General features: G+C 50.9%; 16 protein-coding genes and 3 tRNA genes. 10 read left to right on the forward strand and 9 right to left on the reverse strand.

Annotated features, from left to right (window positions below; all coding sequences use genetic code 11):
• Nucleotides 1–291: 291 nt before the first annotated feature.
• Both AC1WNR_RS09715 and AC1WNR_RS09720 read right to left on the reverse strand, forming a co-directional pair.
• Nucleotides 292–6,891, reverse strand: coding sequence for a retention module-containing protein (locus AC1WNR_RS09715; protein WP_481644292.1), 6,600 nt, complete (start codon nucleotides 6,889–6,891; stop codon nucleotides 292–294).
• Nucleotides 6,892–7,026: 135 nt separating this feature from the next.
• Entirely contained in the window at nucleotides 7,027–8,766 is a 1,740-nt protein-coding gene (locus AC1WNR_RS09720; protein ID WP_481644293.1) for a YcaO-like family protein, read from the reverse strand.
• Nucleotides 8,767–8,916: 150 nt separating this feature from the next.
• Between AC1WNR_RS09720 and AC1WNR_RS09725 the strand changes: the two genes are divergently transcribed.
• The 4 genes from AC1WNR_RS09725 (at nucleotide 8,917) to AC1WNR_RS09740 (ending at nucleotide 10,343) form a co-directional block, all read left to right on the forward strand.
• Nucleotides 8,917–8,992 (forward strand) — tRNA-Asn (locus tag AC1WNR_RS09725).
• A 29-nt stretch (nucleotides 8,993–9,021) separates the two neighbouring features.
• Nucleotides 9,022–9,098: transfer RNA gene (locus AC1WNR_RS09730), tRNA-Pro, on the forward strand.
• 62 nt (nucleotides 9,099–9,160) lie between these two features.
• Nucleotides 9,161–9,237 (forward strand) — tRNA-Pro (locus AC1WNR_RS09735).
• 353 nt (nucleotides 9,238–9,590) lie between these two features.
• Nucleotides 9,591–10,343 (forward strand): DUF4197 domain-containing protein, encoded by a 753-nt coding sequence (locus AC1WNR_RS09740; RefSeq protein WP_481644294.1) that lies wholly within the window; start codon nucleotides 9,591–9,593, stop codon nucleotides 10,341–10,343.
• 12 nt (nucleotides 10,344–10,355) lie between these two features.
• On the opposite strand, the gene AC1WNR_RS09745 is transcribed toward AC1WNR_RS09740, so the two are convergent.
• The 3 genes from AC1WNR_RS09745 to AC1WNR_RS09755 all read right to left on the reverse strand — a co-directional run bounded on the left by AC1WNR_RS09745 (nucleotide 10,356) and on the right by AC1WNR_RS09755 (nucleotide 12,633).
• Nucleotides 10,356–10,793: a BLUF domain-containing protein gene (locus tag AC1WNR_RS09745; protein WP_481644295.1), complete on the reverse strand. Its 438-nt coding sequence runs from the start codon at nucleotides 10,791–10,793 to the stop codon at nucleotides 10,356–10,358.
• Nucleotides 10,794–10,924: 131 nt separating this feature from the next.
• Nucleotides 10,925–11,815 carry a sensor domain-containing diguanylate cyclase gene (locus AC1WNR_RS09750; protein WP_481644296.1) on the reverse strand — a complete coding sequence of 297 codons (891 nt, stop codon included), beginning with the start codon at nucleotides 11,813–11,815 and terminating at the stop codon, nucleotides 10,925–10,927.
• Between the two features lie 8 nt (nucleotides 11,816–11,823).
• Nucleotides 11,824–12,633: an alpha/beta fold hydrolase gene (locus AC1WNR_RS09755; protein WP_481644297.1), complete on the reverse strand. Its 810-nt coding sequence runs from the start codon at nucleotides 12,631–12,633 to the stop codon at nucleotides 11,824–11,826.
• Nucleotides 12,634–12,803: 170 nt separating this feature from the next.
• Between AC1WNR_RS09755 and AC1WNR_RS09760 the strand changes: the two genes are divergently transcribed.
• The 3 genes from AC1WNR_RS09760 (at nucleotide 12,804) to AC1WNR_RS09770 (ending at nucleotide 13,997) form a co-directional block, all read left to right on the forward strand.
• Nucleotides 12,804–13,214, forward strand: coding sequence for a DUF1499 domain-containing protein (locus tag AC1WNR_RS09760; RefSeq protein ID WP_481644298.1), 411 nt, complete (start codon nucleotides 12,804–12,806; stop codon nucleotides 13,212–13,214).
• Nucleotides 13,211–13,504, forward strand: coding sequence for a hypothetical protein (locus AC1WNR_RS09765; RefSeq protein WP_481644299.1), 294 nt, complete (start codon nucleotides 13,211–13,213; stop codon nucleotides 13,502–13,504). The genes AC1WNR_RS09760 and AC1WNR_RS09765 overlap by 4 nt, the downstream gene beginning before the upstream one ends.
• 169 nt (nucleotides 13,505–13,673) lie before the next feature.
• On the forward strand, nucleotides 13,674–13,997 hold the full coding sequence (locus AC1WNR_RS09770; RefSeq protein ID WP_481644300.1) for a hypothetical protein: 324 nt from the start codon (nucleotides 13,674–13,676) through the stop codon (nucleotides 13,995–13,997).
• Between the two features lie 91 nt (nucleotides 13,998–14,088).
• Here AC1WNR_RS09770 and AC1WNR_RS09775 read toward each other — a convergent pair whose 3' ends face one another.
• Nucleotides 14,089–14,577, reverse strand: coding sequence for a redoxin family protein (locus AC1WNR_RS09775; RefSeq protein ID WP_481644301.1), 489 nt, complete (start codon nucleotides 14,575–14,577; stop codon nucleotides 14,089–14,091).
• 278 nt (nucleotides 14,578–14,855) lie between these two features.
• Between AC1WNR_RS09775 and AC1WNR_RS09780 the strand changes: the two genes are divergently transcribed.
• Nucleotides 14,856–15,446 carry a LysE family translocator gene (locus AC1WNR_RS09780; RefSeq protein ID WP_481644302.1) on the forward strand — a complete coding sequence of 197 codons (591 nt, stop codon included), beginning with the start codon at nucleotides 14,856–14,858 and terminating at the stop codon, nucleotides 15,444–15,446.
• Nucleotides 15,447–15,455: 9 nt separating this feature from the next.
• Here the strand turns inward: AC1WNR_RS09780 and AC1WNR_RS09785 are convergent, their stop codons facing one another.
• Nucleotides 15,456–16,946, reverse strand: coding sequence for a methyl-accepting chemotaxis protein (locus AC1WNR_RS09785; RefSeq protein ID WP_481644303.1), 1,491 nt, complete (start codon nucleotides 16,944–16,946; stop codon nucleotides 15,456–15,458).
• Between the two features lie 120 nt (nucleotides 16,947–17,066).
• On the opposite strand from AC1WNR_RS09785, the gene AC1WNR_RS09790 reads away from it, so the two are divergent.
• Nucleotides 17,067–17,891, forward strand: a complete 825-nt coding sequence (locus AC1WNR_RS09790) for an amidohydrolase family protein (protein WP_481644304.1) — start codon at nucleotides 17,067–17,069, stop codon at nucleotides 17,889–17,891.
• 44 nt (nucleotides 17,892–17,935) lie between these two features.
• Nucleotides 17,936–18,268, forward strand: coding sequence for a DMT family transporter (locus tag AC1WNR_RS09795; protein ID WP_481644305.1), 333 nt, complete (start codon nucleotides 17,936–17,938; stop codon nucleotides 18,266–18,268).
• A gap of 27 nt (nucleotides 18,269–18,295) precedes the next feature.
• Here the strand turns inward: AC1WNR_RS09795 and AC1WNR_RS09800 are convergent, their stop codons facing one another.
• Nucleotides 18,296–19,363, reverse strand: coding sequence for a mechanosensitive ion channel family protein (locus tag AC1WNR_RS09800; RefSeq protein ID WP_481644306.1), 1,068 nt, complete (start codon nucleotides 19,361–19,363; stop codon nucleotides 18,296–18,298).
• A gap of 84 nt (nucleotides 19,364–19,447) precedes the next feature.
• Nucleotides 19,448–19,765, reverse strand: a complete 318-nt coding sequence (locus tag AC1WNR_RS09805) for a hypothetical protein (protein WP_481644307.1) — start codon at nucleotides 19,763–19,765, stop codon at nucleotides 19,448–19,450.
• Nucleotides 19,766–20,202 lie beyond the last annotated feature (437 nt).

The raw sequence follows: 20,202 nt of genomic DNA on the forward strand, positions 1-20,202 counted from the left end.
GGCTAGTCAATTTTCTGATTCGCGCGCATCGTTATTATTACAACGAAACGCTGGAGGCGTAAGCTATTCAATCGCCGCACCCTCGAGAAACACGACAATTATGCCTTGAAGGGGTTTGACCACTCCACTCCAAAGGAGTGGCAGGACTTTCCTATCTCAAAGGGCCTAACCCCATTTAGTTGCGACATTTATGCCTAAAAGGGGTGCCACCCGTTTATAATTTCACTGATATTCAAAAACCCGACGACTGTCGGGTTTTATTATGATGGAAATTAACAAGTTAAGAATTCCTCAAACGCTACCGTCGTCGATATTACCGCTATTCAGAAGACTCTGAACAAGCGCAGCGTCATATGTAACACCCTCGAGCTCGACTGCCTGTACCACGGCGTCACTGTTGTTAGTATCAACTACTTTCAACAAAGTACCACCGGTGGTGGTGTCCTCGGCACGCAACTCGTACCCAGAATTGGAATCTAATAGATCCGAGAAGTCTAAAACATCACCCTCGCTAGCAGAAAAGTCTGTCACAGTATCGGTACCTCCATCTGCATCAGAGCTAAGCCAGAAGAATGTGTCGGCTCCCGCAGCGCCTGAGCCATCTGTAGTATCCCCCGTAAGCGTATCAGAACCGCGATTACCGAAGATGAAATCATCACCCTCATTACCGACTATCAGGTCATCACCATCTCCGCCAACAAGCACATTGCCTTGCAAGTCTCCAGTCAGGGAGTCTGCGCCCGAGGTACCTTGAAGATGTGGGTAGGTAACGGATGCAGTTCCGTTGTCTACGTCGTACTGAATTCCTTGTCCATCGGGGACAAGAGCGAAGCTCAAATTCGAATCAATCGCGTCACCATCGCCATCAACTAATTCAATTGCCCCTGGCAAGTCTATTGGAAGAGGGAGTTCTGATTCGATCATCGCTCCAAAGTCGCCAATTTTAAATGTATCTCCACTGACATAAGTGTACTCAAGCGTTGTGTAACCAGTAGCGGTAAATACCGAAATCATTGGAGATCCAAGATCATCAGAAACGTTGTTAACGTTTACAGTACCATCAGCGTTCCAGCTTACTACGAAATCAATCGCACCGATTGTGTATGTACCGTCCGTGTTGATCGACTGAGATTCACCGTTATGAGCTATGGCGATAGCTGTAATATCAACACGAACCCCGTCACCAACGACATCCTCTCCCGAAGTATTTACTTCCTGGTTTAGGGTGGCTGGATCTGGATTCACACTACCATCAAAATTCGCATCGCCATCGTCATCAAGGAAAGCAGCGAAATTGATCATGGTGCCAGATGTCGCAGTAAACATTGCAGATGCACCATTGGTAACGTAGTGCCCGTCAAACAAGTGGTCACGTTTGGTAATAGTATCGTAATCACCACCGCCCGTTGACTGAGGGTCACCCTGCAAATTCCAAACGAAATCAACACGAAAACTCTCTCCATCTCCTACACTCGCTCCACCGGAAATACCGCCGGTGTTTGCTGTTGTGTTGATGGTGCCATCATTGACGTATTCGGTACCATCGTCGATAGCAGGAGTAAGCAGCAAATCTTGCGTATCAATGGTTACATCTCCAACGAAGCCAGCCCACGGAGCATTGCCCCCGACAAAGTCATAACCTGAATTATCGTCAGCAAAACTAACCAGAGTTGTCGTATCAATTTCTTGAACTGTTGTCACGGTATAACTAGCAGTGTCAACGTCTAGCGCTACACGTATCACCTCATTTGAAATAGAGACCCAGTCCACTGGCGCCACCGAATCTGTGGTACCAACTAGGGTCAGTCCATCATCACTCACATAGAAATAGATCGGCTGGTTGTTCGAGGTGTAAATCGAGGGATTATTGATCTCTATAGAGTCTTTAAATCGAACGGTGAGTCCATCGCTGTCTGCGCCAGCATTATCTGTGAGGCTATTATCTATATCTAGATAGCCTGTAAATGAGCCAAGTTTATCCAGAAGACCGTACTCCGTTTGCAACGGAGTGACTGGAAAATCGTCAAGGATCGTAATACTGCCTGAGCTCACCGATACATCCTCGAATTGCTCGGCTCCAGTAGTAACTACTCCCGTAATATCTATATTCAACTCACTATCTGTCGCTGAACCAGGAGTGCCGTGTTCAATAACCGGAATGTTGAAGCTAGCGGAGGTAGTATCGCCACCTGCAACGAACGTCGCATTTGCAACCAAAGTCGTTGTATCGTTTATCACAATAGAGAGGGCGACCGTAGTCTCTTGAATTGGAGCGTTCGTGATCGATAGATCCACTACAGCGTTATTGCCCTCGAGAACTGTGACATTGCCAATTTGAATTGTCGTTAGATCAACGCTGTCCACCAGGGTTTCACCCGTCGCATTGTTAGTCAGCGTCAGTGACTCGTAGTTACTTGCACCGTCTGCATCAGTGGCCGCGAAGTTGCTCGCAACACCCACGGTCTCAGCATCCTTAAATACATCAGGGTCACTGTAGGTAACCGTCGTATTACCGGTAGTCCCGCCCGCCGCTACATTGATCGTCCGCTCAACACCGTCAACGTCGAACGTGAACGTCTCAGCAACAGCCGTTGGATTCGTCAACGTTACGGTGTACGTCACTGTCGCACCGTCTTCATCACCTACGATCGCTGAACTCAACGTCGCTGTCGTTGGATCAACGCTGTCCACCAGCGTCTCACCGGTCGCATTGTTGGTCAGCGTCAGTGACTCGTAGTTACTTGCACCGTCTGCATCAGTGGCCGCGAAGTTGCTCGCAACACCCACGGTCTCAGCATCCTTAAATACATCAGGGTCACTGTAGGTAACCGTCGTATTACCGGTAGTCCCGCCCGCCGCTACATTGATCGTCCGCTCAACACCGTCAACGTCGAACGTGAACGTCTCAGCAACAGCCGTTGGATTCGTCAACGTTACGGTGTACGTCACTGTCGCACCGTCTTCATCACCTACGATCGCTGAACTCAACGTCGCTGTCGTTGGATCAACGCTGTCCACCAGCGTCTCACCGGTCGCATTGTTGGTCAGCGTCAGTGACTCGTAGTTACTTGCACCGTCTGCATCAGTGGCCGCGAAGTTGCTCGCAACACCCACGGTCTCAGCATCCTTAAATACATCAGGGTCACTGTAGGTAACCGTCGTATTACCGGTAGTCCCGCCCGCCGCTACATTGATCGTCCGCTCAACACCGTCAACGTCGAACGTGAACGTCTCAGCAACAGCCGTTGGATTCGTCAACGTTACGGTGTACGTCACTGTCGCACCGTCTTCATCACCTACGATCGCTGAACTCAACGTCGCTGTCGTTGGATCAACGCTGTCCACCAGCGTCTCACCGGTCGCATTGTTGGTCAGCGTCAGTGACTCGTAGTTACTTGCACCGTCTGCATCAGTGGCCGCGAAGTTGCTCGCAACACCCACGGTCTCAGCATCCTTAAATACATCAGGGTCACTGTAGGTAACCGTCGTATTACCGGTAGTCCCGCCCGCCGCTACATTGATCGTCCGCTCAACACCGTCAACGTCGAACGTGAACGTCTCAGCAACAGCCGTTGGATTCGTCAACGTTACGGTGTACGTCACTGTCGCACCGTCTTCATCACCTACGATCGCTGAACTCAACGTCGCTGTCGTTGGATCAACGCTGTCCACCAGCGTCTCACCGGTCGCATTGTTGGTCAGCGTCAGTGACTCGTAGTTACTTGCACCGTCTGCATCAGTGGCCGCGAAGTTGCTCGCAACACCCACGGTCTCAGCATCCTTAAATACATCAGGGTCACTGTAGGTAACCGTCGTATTACCGGTAGTCCCGCCCGCCGCTACATTGATCGTCCGCTCAACACCGTCAACGTCGAACGTGAACGTCTCAGCAACAGCCGTTGGATTCGTCAACGTTACGGTGTACGTCACTGTCGCACCGTCTTCATCACCTACGATCGCTGAACTCAACGTCGCTGTCGTTGGATCAACGCTGTCCACCAGCGTCTCACCGGTCGCATTGTTGGTCAGCGTCAGTGACTCGTAGTTACTTGCACCGTCTGCATCAGTGGCCGCGAAGTTGCTCGCAACACCCACGGTCTCAGCATCCTTAAATACATCAGGGTCACTGTAGGTAACCGTCGTATTACCGGTAGTCCCGCCCGCCGCTACATTGATCGTCCGCTCAACACCGTCAACGTCGAACGTGAACGTCTCAGCAACAGCCGTTGGATTCGTCAACGTTACGGTGTACGTCACTGTCGCACCGTCTTCATCACCTACGATCGCTGAACTCAACGTCGCTGTCGTTGGATCAACGCTGTCCACCAGCGTCTCACCGGTCGCATTGTTGGTCAGCGTCAGTGACTCGTAGTTACTTGCACCGTCTGCATCAGTGGCCGCGAAGTTGCTCGCAACACCCACGGTCTCAGCATCCTTAAATACATCAGGGTCACTGTAGGTAACCGTCGTATTACCGGTAGTCCCGCCCGCCGCTACATTGATCGTCCGCTCAACACCGTCAACGTCGAACGTGAACGTCTCAGCAACAGCCGTTGGATTCGTCAACGTTACGGTGTACGTCACTGTCGCACCGTCTTCATCACCTACGATCGCTGAACTCAACGTCGCTGTCGTTGGATCAACGCTGTCCACCAGCGTCTCACCGGTCGCATTGTTGGTCAGCGTCAGTGACTCGTAGTTACTTGCACCGTCTGCATCAGTGGCCGCGAAGTTGCTCGCAACACCCACGGTCTCAGCATCCTTAAATACATCAGGGTCACTGTAGGTAACCGTCGTATTACCGGTAGTCCCGCCCGCCGCTACATTGATCGTCCGCTCAACACCGTCAACGTCGAACGTGAACGTCTCAGCAACAGCCGTTGGATTCGTCAACGTTACGGTGTACGTCACTGTCGCACCATCTTCATCGCCTGTGATCGCCGAGCTCAACGTCGCTGTCGTTAGATCAACGCTGTCCACCAGGGTTTCACCCGTCGCATTGTTAGTCAGCGTCAGTGATTCGTAGTTGCTCGATCCATCTGCATCCGACGCCGCGAAGTTACTCGCAACACCCACCGTCTCTGCATCTTTGAACACATCCACATCATCGTAATCAACCGTGGTGGTACCTGTGCTGCTATTCGCGTCAACCGTAATACTGCGCTCAACACCGTCCACGTCGAACGTGAACGTCTCCGCGACATCCGTCGCATTCGTCAGTGTGACTGTGTACGTGACTGTCGCACCATCTTCATCGCCTGTGATCGCCGAGCTCAACGTCGCTGTCGTTAGATCAACGCTGTCCACAATCTGTGCGGTCGCTGATGCAGTTCCGATATCTAGCTGCTCAAAGTTACCGCCGGTAGCTGCGATGATCGTCGCTGTAATGCTATCGGCATCCAGGTAAACATCGCTGTCTTGGGTCTCAACCACCAACGTACCGGTCGCTGCACCATCAGCGATGGTGATATCGCCCAAGTCTGTGGTGACTGTCACTGCACCCTCAGCGGGGTTGGTCAAGGTCGCGGTGAACGTCACGCTTGCGTCATCCTCAGTCACATCCGAGGTGCTCAAGCTGACGATTGTGCTGTCATCATCATCAATGACTGTGATTAAAGCGTTTGCATTTGATAGATCAAAGGTTTCACCCGAGCCCCCCGTCACACTAGTCACAACCAGAGCAAGTGCGTCATCACCCTGCAAAAAGAATTCATCTTCTCGGGTACTTATAGCCAAATCAGCCGCAAGGCCTCCCGCAGGTACCAAGACCGAACCGAATTCGGTGTTTATGGTTATAGGTGAGCTCGATGCCTCGCTCAAAGTAAATCGAACGATAGCTTGATTTCCTTCAACTACAGTATCGTTTTCGGCATTAATGAATGCTGCAGAAATCACGATTGTGACGTCCTGAACAGGCTGCTCCTCCTGAGGCGTTTCAACCGAAGTCGTAAACGTCCCAGTCTGGTAACCCGCATCCGGATTAACCTCTCCACCAGTACGATCGAGTGATACAAAGTCAGAGCCACCACCATCAGTAGACGCAGTATCACCACCCGCTGCAGGTGCACCACCTGCTGCAGATGCTTCGCCCACCTGCGTAGGGTCGGCGCCGGCCAAGATCGCTTGTTGCAGGGCGTCGATATCGGAGTTGACTGCGGTGGTCTGATCAAACTCGCTGCTTGGGGTGTAGGTGTCGCTTGTTGCTAACCAGCTCTGGCCGTCTTGCAGGACGATGGGTTGGCCGCTTTCGTCGACGGTTGTTAGTTGTACGGATGCACCTGGGTCTGTGCGAATCACTTCGTCGGCGAAGATCTGATCGCCGTTCTCAAGCACGCGCTCGTTACCCTGCGCATCTACAGCAACTACTGTGCCGTTGGTGATAACAACGGTGCCGACGGATTCTTCAGTGGTGTCGAATGGAGAGTTCGGTGTGGATGAGTCTGCGTTAGCGAGCCAGCTTTGGCCATCTTCAACGACAACAGGCTGGCCACCGTTGGATGAAACGAGTGAGATAGATGAGCCAGGAGTAGTTCGGATAGTCTCATCAGCAAAAATCTGATCGCCCGGCTGCAGAATACGCTCGGAACCATCGGCCGATACAGCAATCACTTCGCCAGTGATTTCGTCTACCTGAGCGATCGGTTCAAGCTGCTGCAACAGCGCTACGGTTTCAGGCGAGAGTGCATCAACACCTATCCAGTTGACGCCATCGGCTAGGCTAACCGATTCACCATTACTAAGGATGATCTCAATTTCGCCGCCTTCGGCAACACGTACGACATCATCGTTGAGGACCTGGTCGCCAACACTTAAGCCGCGTTCTGCACCATCTGTTGAAACTGCTGAGGCCTGACCAACGAGAAAATTAACTGTACCAATTGTGAAACTCATAACCTGTCTCCACCGAGAATCATCCAAACTTATGATTAAAGGTAGAGCAATCTGCGGGCCAGCTTATTGTACCGTGGTACAGTATTTACGATTTATTTTTGATTTAAGTCGTTGTTTTTAAACAAATTTAGCGACTTATGAGCAACTAGTGACAGTTGCGACATGATCAGAGAGGCGGCGGTATGTCCCTAACAGTGACTGGTAGAGTTGAGAGCGGTTCAGTGACTCAAGTTTCTCAATAAAGGGCGCAAACACCCCCTCACCCTTTAACAGGGCTTTCACTTCTGAGTAGAGCTCCTCACCGTAGAGCGATAGGAAAATACGTTCAAAGTCTATCTGCTTATGATTGGTATCCAGCTCAATCTCCACCATCTGCGCTAGCAACTCATAGCGTTTATCAGATTCAACAGCCAACCCAGGTAAAGCGCGCACCTGTTTGATCATGCTGGGCAGGAGCTCCAACTCGCGTGTCGCGAGCGCCAGCAGTAGTTTGAGTTCGGCGAGATAGAACGCATCATTTGTCCGGGCATCTACAACAAGCCCCAGCAACTCCGACAGCCGCTTGTCGTTGGCGTAGACCGGCTGATCTAACTCATCGAGTAGGTCTAGCAACTCATCCCTATCCAACTGGGGCGCTGCGAGCAGCAACGGGCGCAACGGGATTACAGCGTTATCGTTGTTCCACACCAGCTGATCGACCGGGCGCACTTCAGACATCCCTGGCACGAGTATGCGACACACAGGCAACCCGAGGTGGTCATATTCGGCGATGTATATCTGCACATCCACTGCATGGACACGCCTTGCCATTTCAGCAAACTCAGCCTCAGCATCACCGTCAATATTCCACTCAACAAAAGGGTAAGCGGATTGATCGGAGTACATGTCCCAAGGCAGTACTCCATCACCTGTGAGAATATGCTGAGTCAGGTTGGCTGCTGTCGCGGCCTCAGACAGATCAAAGGTCAGCGTTGGTAATTCGACCAGATCATCGAGCGCTCGTCCCTGGAGCAGAGTGGTAAGCGCACGCTCCAGAGCGATATTGAATTTTGGATGGGCGCCGAAGGCAGCGATTGCACCCCGCGACTGGCGATCGAACAGGGTAATGCTCACCATTGGGTATTTACCGCCAAGGGAGGCGTCGCGCAGGTCCACCACAAAGCCTTTAACTCTCAACGCTTTTATCGCCGCTTCAACTTTTGCATTTTTCGCCAGCACCTTGGCCGGTATGCGCGGCAGCGCTATGCCGTTGGCGATAATTGTCGATTTTATGTGGCGCTCGAACACCTCAGATATCGCCTGAACCCGCGCCTGCTCAACGGTGTCGCCCGCAGCCATACCGTTACTGTCGTAGAGATTATTGATCAGATTGACTGGAAACCAGACCTTCTCACTATCGCTCTGACGAATAAACGGCAAAGCACAGACACCGCGCACCTCATTAGAGGAGTTGATCTCGACCAGTTGATCACCACAGATCTGCTCTTGCGGGTCGAAGTGGTTGCGACAGTGCGAGTCGAGCAGGCCGGCCGGTAAACCGCGTCTTGAGGCCTTAAACCAGCACTCACTCGGGTGGTGTACAAACTCGGCTTGCGCAATCTCTGCTCCCAAATAGTAGGGGGCGAAGTAGTGGTTCGTTGCCAAGCGCTCGATAAACCCACCCAGCGCACTCGCTTTAGCCGCTTCGGGTGTTGTGCCCTTACCTAAACTGCTGAGCAAAGTGCAGTTAGCGTCGCGCACTTCAACTGACCAAACATGCGCCACCGGGTTGTTCCAATTGAGCTCTTCCAGCTCAAAACCCAGCTCACTTAGCCGAGTGATCATCAGCTCGATTGATGCCTCAACAGGTGGCTTGGCGGGCGGCAATTCGGTCATTTATGAGTCTCGTTGTTCAAAAAACAGACAATGGCGCAAGCGCTTGTGGTTACTGGGAATTCTACCTCAGTATCAAAGCAAAAAAAGTGTAATCCTAACCTTGACGATGCCGCTACTGGTCATTAGTATACGCGGCCTCAGATGAGCAATTCCTCGATAGCTCAGTTGGTAGAGCAGTAGACTGTTAATCTATTGGTCGCTGGTTCGAGTCCAGCTCGAGGAGCCAATCTTCATTGGATCATCTGAACTTAGTGTCGGAGTATAGCGCAGTCTGGTAGCGCATCTGGTTTGGGACCAGAGGGTCGGGGGTTCGAATCCCTCTACTCCGACCACTTATATTTTACCCCTCATATTCATCCGAATATTCGCAGCGGGTCGCTCGCAAGAGCATCGTCGGAGTATAGCGCAGTCTGGTAGCGCATCTGGTTTGGGACCAGAGGGTCGGGGGTTCGAATCCCTCTACTCCGACCATTTATTTATTACCACCCCACTCGATACACCTTCTGCCATAAATTTAGTGTGCCCGAGTTATTTGGTAGAGGGAAATTCGAACCCAATAAGGGGGTTTGACAAAATCGCCTGGAGCGATTTTGAACGGACTTTAGTCCGGGCCCGAAGGGCCGAGGGCAGGACAGCCCGAGTAGCGGTTGCACAGCGATTGAGACCGCCGAAGGCGCCCGAAGGGGATTTGGACCGCGCGAGCGAGCCAAAGAGTCAATCCCTCGTTACCCACTTTTACGATTTCCCTTTCACAACAAAACTCACCACCCCAATATTTAGCCTATCTTTAATCTCAAAGGTTTTATTCAAATGAGACGACCAAGATGCGCAAAACTCCTATAACGATAGCACTACTAACCCTAACCCTCAGCCTTCCAGCCAGCGCCTTTAACCTCGGCGATCTAGTCAAACAGGGTGAGAAACTCTTGGAACAGAAGCCCGCCACATCCGCTCCTTCACAAACCACAGGCCTGGACTCAGCTACCCTATCCAGGGGCCTAAAAGAGGCGCTGACTATTGGAGGCGAACGGGCCATCTCCCGACTCTCAACCAATGGCGGCTTCCTTAACAGTGCAGATGTAAAAATCCCTCTGCCCGGCTTCCTTGATACTGCAGGCAACACACTGCGCCGCTTCGGTCTATCAAGCCAGGTCGACGCCTTTGAGAGAAGTATGAACAGCGCTGCCGAGCAGGCCGTTGGAGAGGCAACACCGCTCTTCGTTGACACCATTTCCAATCTAACACTGGAAGATGCCCAAGCGATTTATAACGGCGGTGATACGGCCGCCACGGAGTTTTTTCAAAACAAAATGTCAGACAGACTGGGAGAGAAGATGCGACCATTAATCAACCGCGCCATGGCCAAAACAGGCGTGACTCGCTACTACGATGCTTTAATGGATAAAGCTTCTTCGACACTCCCCATGCTGGGAGCGAAGAAGACAGACCTCGGCTCTCACGTTACAGACGCCACCCTGAAGGGCCTGTTCCTGCGGCTCGCCCAAGAGGAGAAGCAAATCAGACAGAATCCTCTAGCTCGCAGTACTGACCTACTTAAATCCGTGTTTAGTCGTTGAGAGTTGATCCTCTCAACGCTTCCACTCCGGTAACTCGCGCATCATCTTAATATCACTGATAAATGCGAGTGCCGCCCACTCCTCAAGTGGAAAACGAATCCCGCCATCCTCCTCGCCGTACTTCTTTTTCAGCGCGAGTTCGAGTTTGCTATTCAGGTCGAAGACCCCAATTCCCCGCATTCCCCAACCACCGAACAAACGCGCATCGATCACCGAAAAGGCGATCACCGTAAAATCGAAATGGCGCTCATCTTTGACGATCCTCTGGAAGACTCGATTCACTTCCTCAAAGGTCCCTTCGATAACCTGTAGATAATGTGTTTGAGTCGCCAACAAAACCCCTGTGAGGCCCGCTTGTTCATTTCGTGCCTCACTCGGAGTTGCGATAGAGCGAATCAGATCTAACGACATCTGCTCCGTCGAGCGGCTCTTATAAATCATTCTGTACATCTTTGTTCCTTAAAGATTTCCGTATGACTAACTCATATGGCGCAAGCAAAAGCTGTGCCGTTCTTTTAGTGTTGAGGGTGTAATACGGCACAGAGCGTGTAGCCGAAACAGTGCTGGGGTAACCCGCCAGCCTAACTATTTTTCGCCAGAATTGTTCGATTTCGACCAAACTCTTTGGCTTGGTAAAGCGCCTTATCTGCAGCCAGCAACGCGTGATCAATCGCGACCGAGGCAGAGTCCAAGTCAAGGTCCACTGCAGCCACGCCAACGCTGGCATGGACGGTAAATCCATCCAGTAGCACGCTTTCCAGGCCTTTATGAATTCGTGGACTAAAACCGGCCGCGCCCGCCAGATCGGTATCGTATAAGGTGATCAGGAACTCCTCACCGCCCCAGCGCGCACCTATATCGACGGTTCGCAGGGTTGAGCGAATCACCTCTGCAATCTCAATCAAGATCCGATCCCCTTCGATATGCCCGTAGCGATCGTTGATCTGCTTGAAATGATCAATGTCGATCAATAAGAGTGAGATCGGGCTATCCGTTCGCTTACTCTGTTGAAATAGCGTTTCAAACCTCTGTTCGGCGGCGCGTCGATTCAAAAGTCCTGTCAAAGAATCTGAGGATGCTAGGGCTTTCAGCTCTTGGGCTTGGCGCTGAAGCTGGTCACGCGCAGCGATTAACTCCTGATACATCTTGTCGCGTTCAATCGCACTGAACAGTGCCCAATGCAGAAAACCCTGCTCATTTGCACGAATGTTCGCCAGCACGGGGATACGCTCTCCGTCACGTCCTAATAGCACTAACTGAAGCTCAGAATGCTCTCCGTCATCGAGAAGCGAGGGGTAGACATAACTATCCATAAAAATTAGCGAAGCTTTGGAGAGAAACTTCTCCAGTAACTGACCCGCCATCTCCTCGCTGGTGTATCCCAGCATCGAGGCGACGTACTCATTCGCAAAGGTCAGCTCGCGTTTGGAGATATCGCTTACCATCAAACCACAGGGGAACCGATCTGCCATATGTTAAGTTACTTAAATTTCAGTATCTCGCGTGCGACATTTGCTGGATGTGTCATGTGCAGACAGTGTCCCGTCGCCTCAATCAGCGCAAGTTTGGAGTTGGGTAAGTTAGCGTGAACATAGTCACCAATTTTCTGGCTAGCGAGCGCATCATGCGCACTTTGCAATATAAGACAGGGCACAGTGCAAGCGCTCAGATCGGCGCGATGGTCGGAGAAGAAAGTCGCCATGGCAAAGGGTTTAAGATAGGTCGGATCTGTCGAGCAAAAACTATCAGATAATTCTGTTACCATCGTGTCACCGTTGGTTTCACCCATGACTACAGGTGCCAGGTAATTCGCCCAGCCCATATGGTTCTTATCCATTAAGTTGATTAACTCCTCCAAATCCTCTCTTTCAAAACCACCTTCATAATTCGGGGGTATGTTGAGAAAACAGGGAGAGGGACACACTAACACCAGCCCAGAAAATAGGTCAGGTCGTTGAATTGCAGCCAGGATACCAATGGTGGCACTGACGGAGTGCCCCACAAGACAGACATTTTTGAGCTCCAGAGCATCGCAAATCTCAATAATATCGAGCGCGTAACCGTGCAAGGTTTCATAGCGTTTGGGGTCATACTGCGTGACGTCTGAGCCGCCTGAACCGGTGTAATCGAATAGCACCAAACGAGTATTCTCTTCGATCTGGGGCGTTAAAAAACGCCACATGGTTTGGTCACATCCAAACCCATGCGCTAAGAGGTACGTTTTCTTACCCTCGCCGTACACATTAATGTTGTTCCGCAGTACTACCGGATGCTCTAAGGTATTGCTCATCAAACAAACCTCCGATGAACTTGTTTGAAATTTAGGATAGTCGAAATCTGCGACGACGAATCGTGAAATGAACTTCCACCAGTTTGTTTTCATTAAGATCTACCGGCTGGTGCTATCGTAAGTTATGACTCAATCACTAAGTTTTTAACTGACAACAGAGAACACAGGCTATGCGCTTACCTCTAATCTTTACCTCCGTCGCAATACTCGTTGGTTGCAGCGGTACGCCACCGACAAATCTTGGCGTCGTTGATAGTCGGTTGGCTCCCTGCCCCGATTCACCCAATTGCGTCTCAAGTTTCGCAACAGCTCCCGATCAAGCTATCCGACCGCTCGCCGCAAACCTTGTACAGATACAAGACGCTATAGCTCAGCTTGATGAGGCAACGATCGTAGAAAGCACACCTGAATATCTGCATGTGGAGTTCACCTCAGCAGTGTTCCAATTTGTTGATGATGTCGAATTTCTTTGGGATGCAGAACAAGGTGTGACGCAGCTGCGCTCAGCGTCGCGTCTGGGCTACAGCGACCTGGGGGCGAACCGCGCGCGCATCGAAGATCTGTGTGGGATGCTCAAATGAGCAGCGCTCAAAGCGATTTGAAAGAAGCACTGTTAGCGGCAAGAGCCGAACTAAAAAAACTATTCACCGACGTGCTCGACAAAAGCAGTGCTGACTGGCCTGTAGATACAACTAAATACCGGTTCTACCGTCTGGGAGAAGACCATATACCACAGCCAAATTACGGATTTGGTGTCTACCTTAAGCGGACAGCGCAATACGGACTCTGGTACAGAGATAGCCTAGAGCCGCAACGTCCGCTGAAAATTTTCCGCTCAAACAAAACATTTACCCTCAGAGAACCGCTTTAGGCTCCGCAGACTCAAACATAGGCACCTCTGTCACAAAAGGCTTAAAGGCCACTTGAAAGCTTTTGATATAGGCCGAGATTTGCGTTGAAAAACCGCAATTCGGAACACCTAAGCCAATCGACATATAAGAATTAATCGTACGTTGAATCAAAGTGTGGGGGCGCAAGCTATGCAACTGGTCAAAGATATTCAAGACTCTAAAGTCGTCTACTATTGGGGCAAACCCGGTAAGTTAACGAGTCCGGCTTTCGGCCAGATAGAGCAGGCACGCAACTGGTTGGTCAGCAAAATTTGGAGTCGCTACACTGGGCCTGAACGTCGAAAAGTAGTCGGTGATCGCAGACGCGATTCAGATACTAGTCTGGAATTCAGTCAGAACTACAACTTGAAGCGGCAACGTCCAAAAGGACGTCGGATGACCGACCTAATCGAAACCCGTATCTCAGTGGATCTTTGCCCAACTCGGTTGCAGGCGGCCCTAAAAAGCGCCTGACACTTACCCGAGGCGCCGGTGAAAGCGCAGACACAAAAACGCCAAGCAATTTACAGACACCTGCTCGGCGTTTGTTTATTAAAAGCGAAGGTTAGGCCTTGTCGCCCTCTAAAGCAGACAACATCGCCTCGGCCTTACTCACCTCAAAGGCACCACCCTCTTCAACGTTGAGTGCGGACACAACACCGTCGTCAATTAGCATCGAATAGCGCTGAGAGCGCACGCCGCCGAAGCCCGCAGTATCCATATCAAGACCCAACGCCTTGGTGAAACTCGCATCTCCATCACCCAGCATCATCAGCTCAGAAGCATTCTGCGCCTCGCCCCAAGACTTCATAACAAAAGCATCGTTCACCGACAGGCAGATGATGGCATCAACACCCGCAGCTTTGAACTTATCAGCGAAGACCACGTAACCGGGCAAGTGTGCCTCTGAGCAAGTGGGTGTGAATGCACCCGGAACCGCGAACAATACCACTTTTTTGCCTGCAAAAAGTTCATCGGTGTTGTGGTTAACCATGCCATCAGCGGTAAGTTGGCTGAGGGTGGATGAAGGAATACGCTGGCCTACTTCTATCATTTCTATGTACCTAAATTATTGAATGTGTGGGGAAGTTTACGAACGGCTTTGGCGCCCTAGATCAGGGCGTCTGGTATGGATGACAAAAAGTCACGATCCGATGAAAAATTGATCAATATTTTGTACCGCTCTGGTGTGCGATCCTACACCTATCTAGGAATTAATGGGAGATAGGTTATGATTGACGATACATTTCTGTTCACTGCCATCTCTGCCCTTCTGCTTATCGCGCATAGCCTGATTATCGAAGAGTAGAGTGCACACTAAAGAGCCGCACTTTGCTGACATTCGCGCTTGCTGTTTTTCTTCTGATAGTCACCCCTGGTCCGGGGGTTCTTTCGTTGGCGGGTGTCGGTGCGGCCTTCGGCTGGAACCGCGGCTTGCGCTACATGATGGGACTATGGCTCGGTACTAACCTGGTGTCACTTGCCGTAATCACTGGCGTAGCAGCGGTTATACTCGCTGACCCAATTATTCGTACTATTTTGTTGGTCGCATCGGCCGCCTATCTGGGTTATCTAGCACTGCGTATAGCCTTTGCCGGTGCAAAAATCGCCTTCATGCATATGGAAGCGCCGGGCTTCACAACCGGCGTTATGTTGCAGCTGATCAATCCAAAAGCCTACGCTGTAAACACCACCCTATTCAGTAGCTTCGCCTTCTACCCTGAAAGTTACGCGGTAGAGACCGGGATAAAACTCGTTATCACCAATATTATCTGGTTGATTCTGCATGCGCTCTGGCTGGCTGCGGGCGTCAAAGTTAATAGTCTCGATCTGCACCCGCGAACGCAGAGGATCATCAACCTAGGGATGGCGACTTGCCTGACGGGTGTCGTTGGCCTGTCGCTCTGGTCGCTCTTTCGTTAACAGCCTCTGCTAGAACTTAAAGCTTTGGGTACTGCGGTTGAGGCTCTCAGCAAGCTCACGCAACTCTTGAGTCACACCGGCCGAGTCAGCTGAGTTCCGTGCAACCTGCTCCGCCCGCTCAACCAATCGATCGAGATTTGATGAGAGGTGATCAAGCACGGCACTCTGCTCGGTAGAGGCCGCTGCAATCGACTCGTTCATTGAGCTCACATTCTGGATAGCCTGAGACGCATCCTGCATCATCTGAGATGAGCTCTCGACGTTACCGACACAGAGATCAACATTCGATTTGGAGTTACGAATCTCCGCCACGGCAGAGTTGGAAGCACTCTGTAGCTTGCCAATCATCATCTCGATCTGCTCGGTCGATTTTTGTGTGCGCTGCGCGAGTTCACGCACCTCATCAGAAACCACCGCGAAGCCTCGTCCATGCTCTCCTGCTCGTGCCGCCTCGATCGCCGCATTCAATGCCAGAAGGTTGGTCTGCTCGGTGATATTCTGAATAACCGTAAGCACCTCGTTAATCTCTTGAGTATGCCCATCAAGCTCTTCGATGGTTGCTGCTGCAGCGCTGATCTGCTGCGCTAATTGATCGATACTCGCCTTGGTTTCACCGCTGAGTTTTGCAGCACTACGCGCATTGTCATCAACATCTCGTGCACTGTCCGAAGCAAGATTGGCCGACTGAGAGACCTCTGCAACCGCCTGATTGATCTCGCGTATCGATGAGCTAATCACATCATTCTCTTGCTGCTGTTCAGAGGCAGCATGACGCATCATATCGGTTACGCTGGAGAGCTTCGCGCTCTGTTCAGTAAGCGTGTTTGAGCCAGTGCTGATGTTTGCCAGCAAGTCCGAGAGTTTGTCCAAGAAGGCGTTATAGGAGTTGATTAGTGGCGCCTCGCCTGAAGCACGCACACGAAGGTCGACCGCTTTCGATTCGGTCATCTGAGTGATGGCGCTCAGAAGAGCATTCGACTCATTGGTCTGTTTGCGCATCTGCACTGCCAGCCAAACGAGAACCGCCGTCTCTACCACAACATAAGCGGCGTGGAGCAAAATTATTCCAATCCCCATCGACATATCCTGCATTACATAGACAGGCCAGCCGGACATCTGCATAAAGTGGAAACCAAGGTGGTGCACAGCGATCACACCCGCAGCCACCACTATCGGTCGCCAGTCTTGATAAGCCAGTAGAAACGCGAGGAGTACAAAGATCCCAAAATGAATTTCGATCAGCCCCTTGGCTTGCTGGATATGCAGCGCGCACATCAGCATAAAAACGGTCGCACCGATTAGTCGGGTCAGCAAACTGCCGGGCGCTATCTTGTAGGCGGCACCGAGAACCGCAACGAGCAACCCTCCTACTATCATTGCTAGCAGCCAAGAGTCGGTAAAGTAGGCAAGAATAAGGGCGTAAGCGAAGAGCCCGAGCGTGACCCGAAAGACTAGTCGGTCAGCCGTGACGTACAAAAAATTACTCAGGGATTCAGACATACTAGCGCACCTCAAAATATTTCAGCGGTCAGCAGATCCGTCTACTATAGGTTGTATCGCTCCTTAGTGTTGTAGCATAGTCTGTGATCTTGAGATCTGCCGAGAAAATGAATTCTAAGCATGCAGCGTACATACAAGCTTTACCTTATCAGTCTGCTGACACTGAACTCTCTCTGCCTGAGTGCCGAGCCCATCCCTCTGTTTGATACCCATCTACACTACAACACCGATGCTGTGGGGCAGTTCGATCCGCAAGCGGTTATACAGAAACTTGATAGCGCGGGAATTGAGAAAGTACTGGTATCGAGTACCGACGACAGCGGAACACAAGAATTACTAAAGCTTGCACCCAGTAGAGTAGTTCCTGCGCTGCGCCCCTATCGGCAACCCGGCACTATCAAAACCTGGATGTACGATGAGAGCGTGATTGAACACCTTGATTCCAAGCTTGCGCAACACACCTACATCGTATTTGGCGAGTTCCACGCATTCGAGGAGCATATCGATCTGCCGGTTGTACAGCGCTCCGTTGAATTGGCAAAAGCACATAATCTGATTCTACACATTCATGGGGATGCACGAGCAGTCGACAAACTCTTTAAGCAATGGCCGCAAGCTCGAGTTCTATGGGCACATGCCGGTTTCGATGACCCGGAGAATGTGACAGCGTTACTAAGGCGCCACGCAAATCTCTGGGTCGACCTTTCCCATCGATCAGATATCTCTACCTGGGCCGGACTGGCAGCTAATTGGGAGGAGGCCTTCATGACGCACCCCGATCGTTTTATGGTGGGCAGCGATACCTACTCTATAGAGCGCTGGAGTAAGCTTAGAAATATCGTCCTTGATACGCGAGATTGGCTCTCAGTGCTGCCGCAAGAACTGGCGCGTAAAATCGCTTATCAGAACGCGCAGGCGCTCTTTGATCAAAAAACGACCGACTAAACCACCTTCAACTACAACTCTCAAATAAACATCGAGGCCTAAACGTGATTACCTGGTTTTATCTATTCATCGCGATCGTCGCGGAAGTAATTGCTACTTCGACCCTACCGGCTACACAGAGTTTCACTAAATTCTGGCCATCGGTTATCGTAGTTTCAGGGTATGGAACTGCAATCTATTTTCTAACGCTAACACTCAAAGCGATGCCTGTAGGCATAGCCTATGCAGTTTGGTCGGGTGTTGGAGTAGCGCTAGTGGCGTTGATTGGCTGGCTATTACTGGGACAGAAGCTAGACACGCCGGCGATGATCGGTTTGGCCTTTATAGTAACCGGCGTACTGACAATTCACCTCTTCTCGGGTAATGCTCCAGCCTAGCCTACCAACGAAGCCTGGTCAGGCTATTCACAACCTAGAGGGCGGTAGCTCTTTGATATAAAGATCCTGTTTGCTGAAGGGGATTTCGATCCCCTCGTGGTTAAAGCAGTTATAAACTGCCGTGTTTAGAGCATCGATCACGCGACCGCGAATTTCAGGATCATCGATCCAGACAAGCAGTTCCAAATCCAATCCCGAAGCGCCAAACGTACGGAAACGTACTCGCGGCTCGGGGTCTACACAGATTTGCCGTTCATCCGCAGCGACCTCAAGTAACAGCTTTTTCACCCGCTCCAGATCAGAACCGTAAGCAACGCTAACCGCAATACGGGTGCGTGACTTTACGTGACGTCCAGAAGATTCATTTATGATTTTACCGTTGGCAATGATCGCGTTCGGTATATTAATTTCTAGGTCGTCTCGGGTGAGGAGCCGGGTGGAGCGCAAGCCAATGTGTGTTACTTTGCCTCGCTCGCCTGAATCGATAACGATGTAGTCACCAATTTTGTAAGGCGAGTCTGCCAATATAAATACGCCGGAGAGAAGGTTTGCAATCGTATCCTTTGCGGCAAAACCGACTGCGATACCGACTATACCCGCCGATGCAAGCCAGGCGGTCATATCAATTTTCCAGACTAGAAATATCAGATAGACCACTAACAACACGTTTAGTACGGCCGCGACGTTTTCTAGCAAGGGTAAAGTCTGCGGACGAATGATCCCCTCTTCAGGGCTCTGCAAACTAATGTTCTTGAGAACGTACTGAGTCGCTCGGTAAACAAACTGGCCCCATGCCAAGACCGCGATTGTAAGGAAGATGGAGGCTAGAGACTCTACCAATCCCAGTGGAAGCATACGACTGGTGAGCTGCGTTCCCCCAATCAACACTATCGATACCATTACCGGGTATCGGGCCATCGTAACGACATGACGTGTCCGAACTCGGCGTCCCTGCGATTGCCAATGTGCTGGCAGGCGTTTGAGAATTGATCCCGCAATAAAGAGAGCGAGCAGTGTCGAAGAGATGATGGCTAGGCTGTCAGCCCAGAGTCGATTATCACTAATAAAGTTACTAAGCGCTTGAAGTTCAACCATTTAGCCAAATCCTATGTCGACGGGTCGAATTTCGATACTAGATCAGCGTCTTGTTTTTGTGAACAGAATTTGGGGCGGATGGGCTCAGTTAAACTTGCCGTCAGCCTCAGTCCACCAGCCGCACTCATCACGTCGATCGGCACGGAATTTATCCATCAACGTGCGAAAACGGATGTTGTCAGGATCAACAATATACTGCGCAAGTAGCGCGTTGCGCGCAGCGGAATCGGAGCTCATGTCGCGCAGCAGCACACGATTTTCTCCATATTTCAGATCGAGATTGGATTTGAGCTGGATAACTTCCAAGCGGTATGCATTACAGGCTTCGCGACTATCCGCCAACACCACCCCTGAACTCAATGTGCTCGTTGCAAATATTAGAGCTGCTAGCGATCCCTTCATTCGATCTTCCAAATTCGATATTTCATTACCTAAAACTTAGATCAAACGGCCAGATAATCCAGCGTCTACCGCATATCACCGTGAAAAAATCATGCAAGAAATGACAAAAATGGGCTAAAAACTTTTAGTTATACGGTCAATAGTTCGATCTACGCGTTAGTCAGCGCCACTGAAAAGGATTGTGGCGAATGCATCTCTTACTTATTGCTGAGGGCATCAACACGTGACCCCTGCAGCTCACTGTTTCGCTGTAACTGTATTGTTGGACAGATCTCTGCTGCCTCTCATTATTCGTCGCAAAATAAAAATAATAATTGCAATTTGCAACGCTTTTACGCAAGCCCAAGCTCGGGTTGGTCAATCTTCTCTCGTTTGAACCAGCACACGGTATCTCCAAAAAAACTGGGGTTCTTGCTTGCGGATCCGTCGCGATTAAG

The sequence above is a fragment of the Marinobacterium marisflavi genome, from assembly GCF_982447095.1.

Coding starts and splice junctions, on each gene's coding strand:
- AC1WNR_RS09765 (WP_481644299.1), top strand. CDS start 13,211: ATGAGCAGCGCTCAAAGCGATTTGAAAGAAGCACTGTTAGCGGCAAGA.
- AC1WNR_RS09760 (WP_481644298.1), top strand. CDS start 12,804: ATGCGCTTACCTCTAATCTTTACCTCCGTCGCAATACTCGTTGGTTGC.
- AC1WNR_RS09755 (WP_481644297.1), bottom strand. CDS start 12,633: ATGAGCAATACCTTAGAGCATCCGGTAGTACTGCGGAACAACATTAAT.
- AC1WNR_RS09770 (WP_481644300.1), top strand. CDS start 13,674: ATGCAACTGGTCAAAGATATTCAAGACTCTAAAGTCGTCTACTATTGG.
- AC1WNR_RS09720 (WP_481644293.1), bottom strand. CDS start 8,766: ATGACCGAATTGCCGCCCGCCAAGCCACCTGTTGAGGCATCAATCGAG.
- AC1WNR_RS09800 (WP_481644306.1), bottom strand. CDS start 19,363: ATGGTTGAACTTCAAGCGCTTAGTAACTTTATTAGTGATAATCGACTC.
- AC1WNR_RS09750 (WP_481644296.1), bottom strand. CDS start 11,815: ATGGCAGATCGGTTCCCCTGTGGTTTGATGGTAAGCGATATCTCCAAA.
- AC1WNR_RS09790 (WP_481644304.1), top strand. CDS start 17,067: ATGCAGCGTACATACAAGCTTTACCTTATCAGTCTGCTGACACTGAAC.
- AC1WNR_RS09775 (WP_481644301.1), bottom strand. CDS start 14,577: ATGATAGAAGTAGGCCAGCGTATTCCTTCATCCACCCTCAGCCAACTT.
- AC1WNR_RS09715 (WP_481644292.1), bottom strand. CDS start 6,891: ATGAGTTTCACAATTGGTACAGTTAATTTTCTCGTTGGTCAGGCCTCA.
- AC1WNR_RS09745 (WP_481644295.1), bottom strand. CDS start 10,793: ATGTACAGAATGATTTATAAGAGCCGCTCGACGGAGCAGATGTCGTTA.
- AC1WNR_RS09785 (WP_481644303.1), bottom strand. CDS start 16,946: ATGTCTGAATCCCTGAGTAATTTTTTGTACGTCACGGCTGACCGACTA.
- AC1WNR_RS09740 (WP_481644294.1), top strand. CDS start 9,591: ATGCGCAAAACTCCTATAACGATAGCACTACTAACCCTAACCCTCAGC.
- AC1WNR_RS09805 (WP_481644307.1), bottom strand. CDS start 19,765: ATGAAGGGATCGCTAGCAGCTCTAATATTTGCAACGAGCACATTGAGT.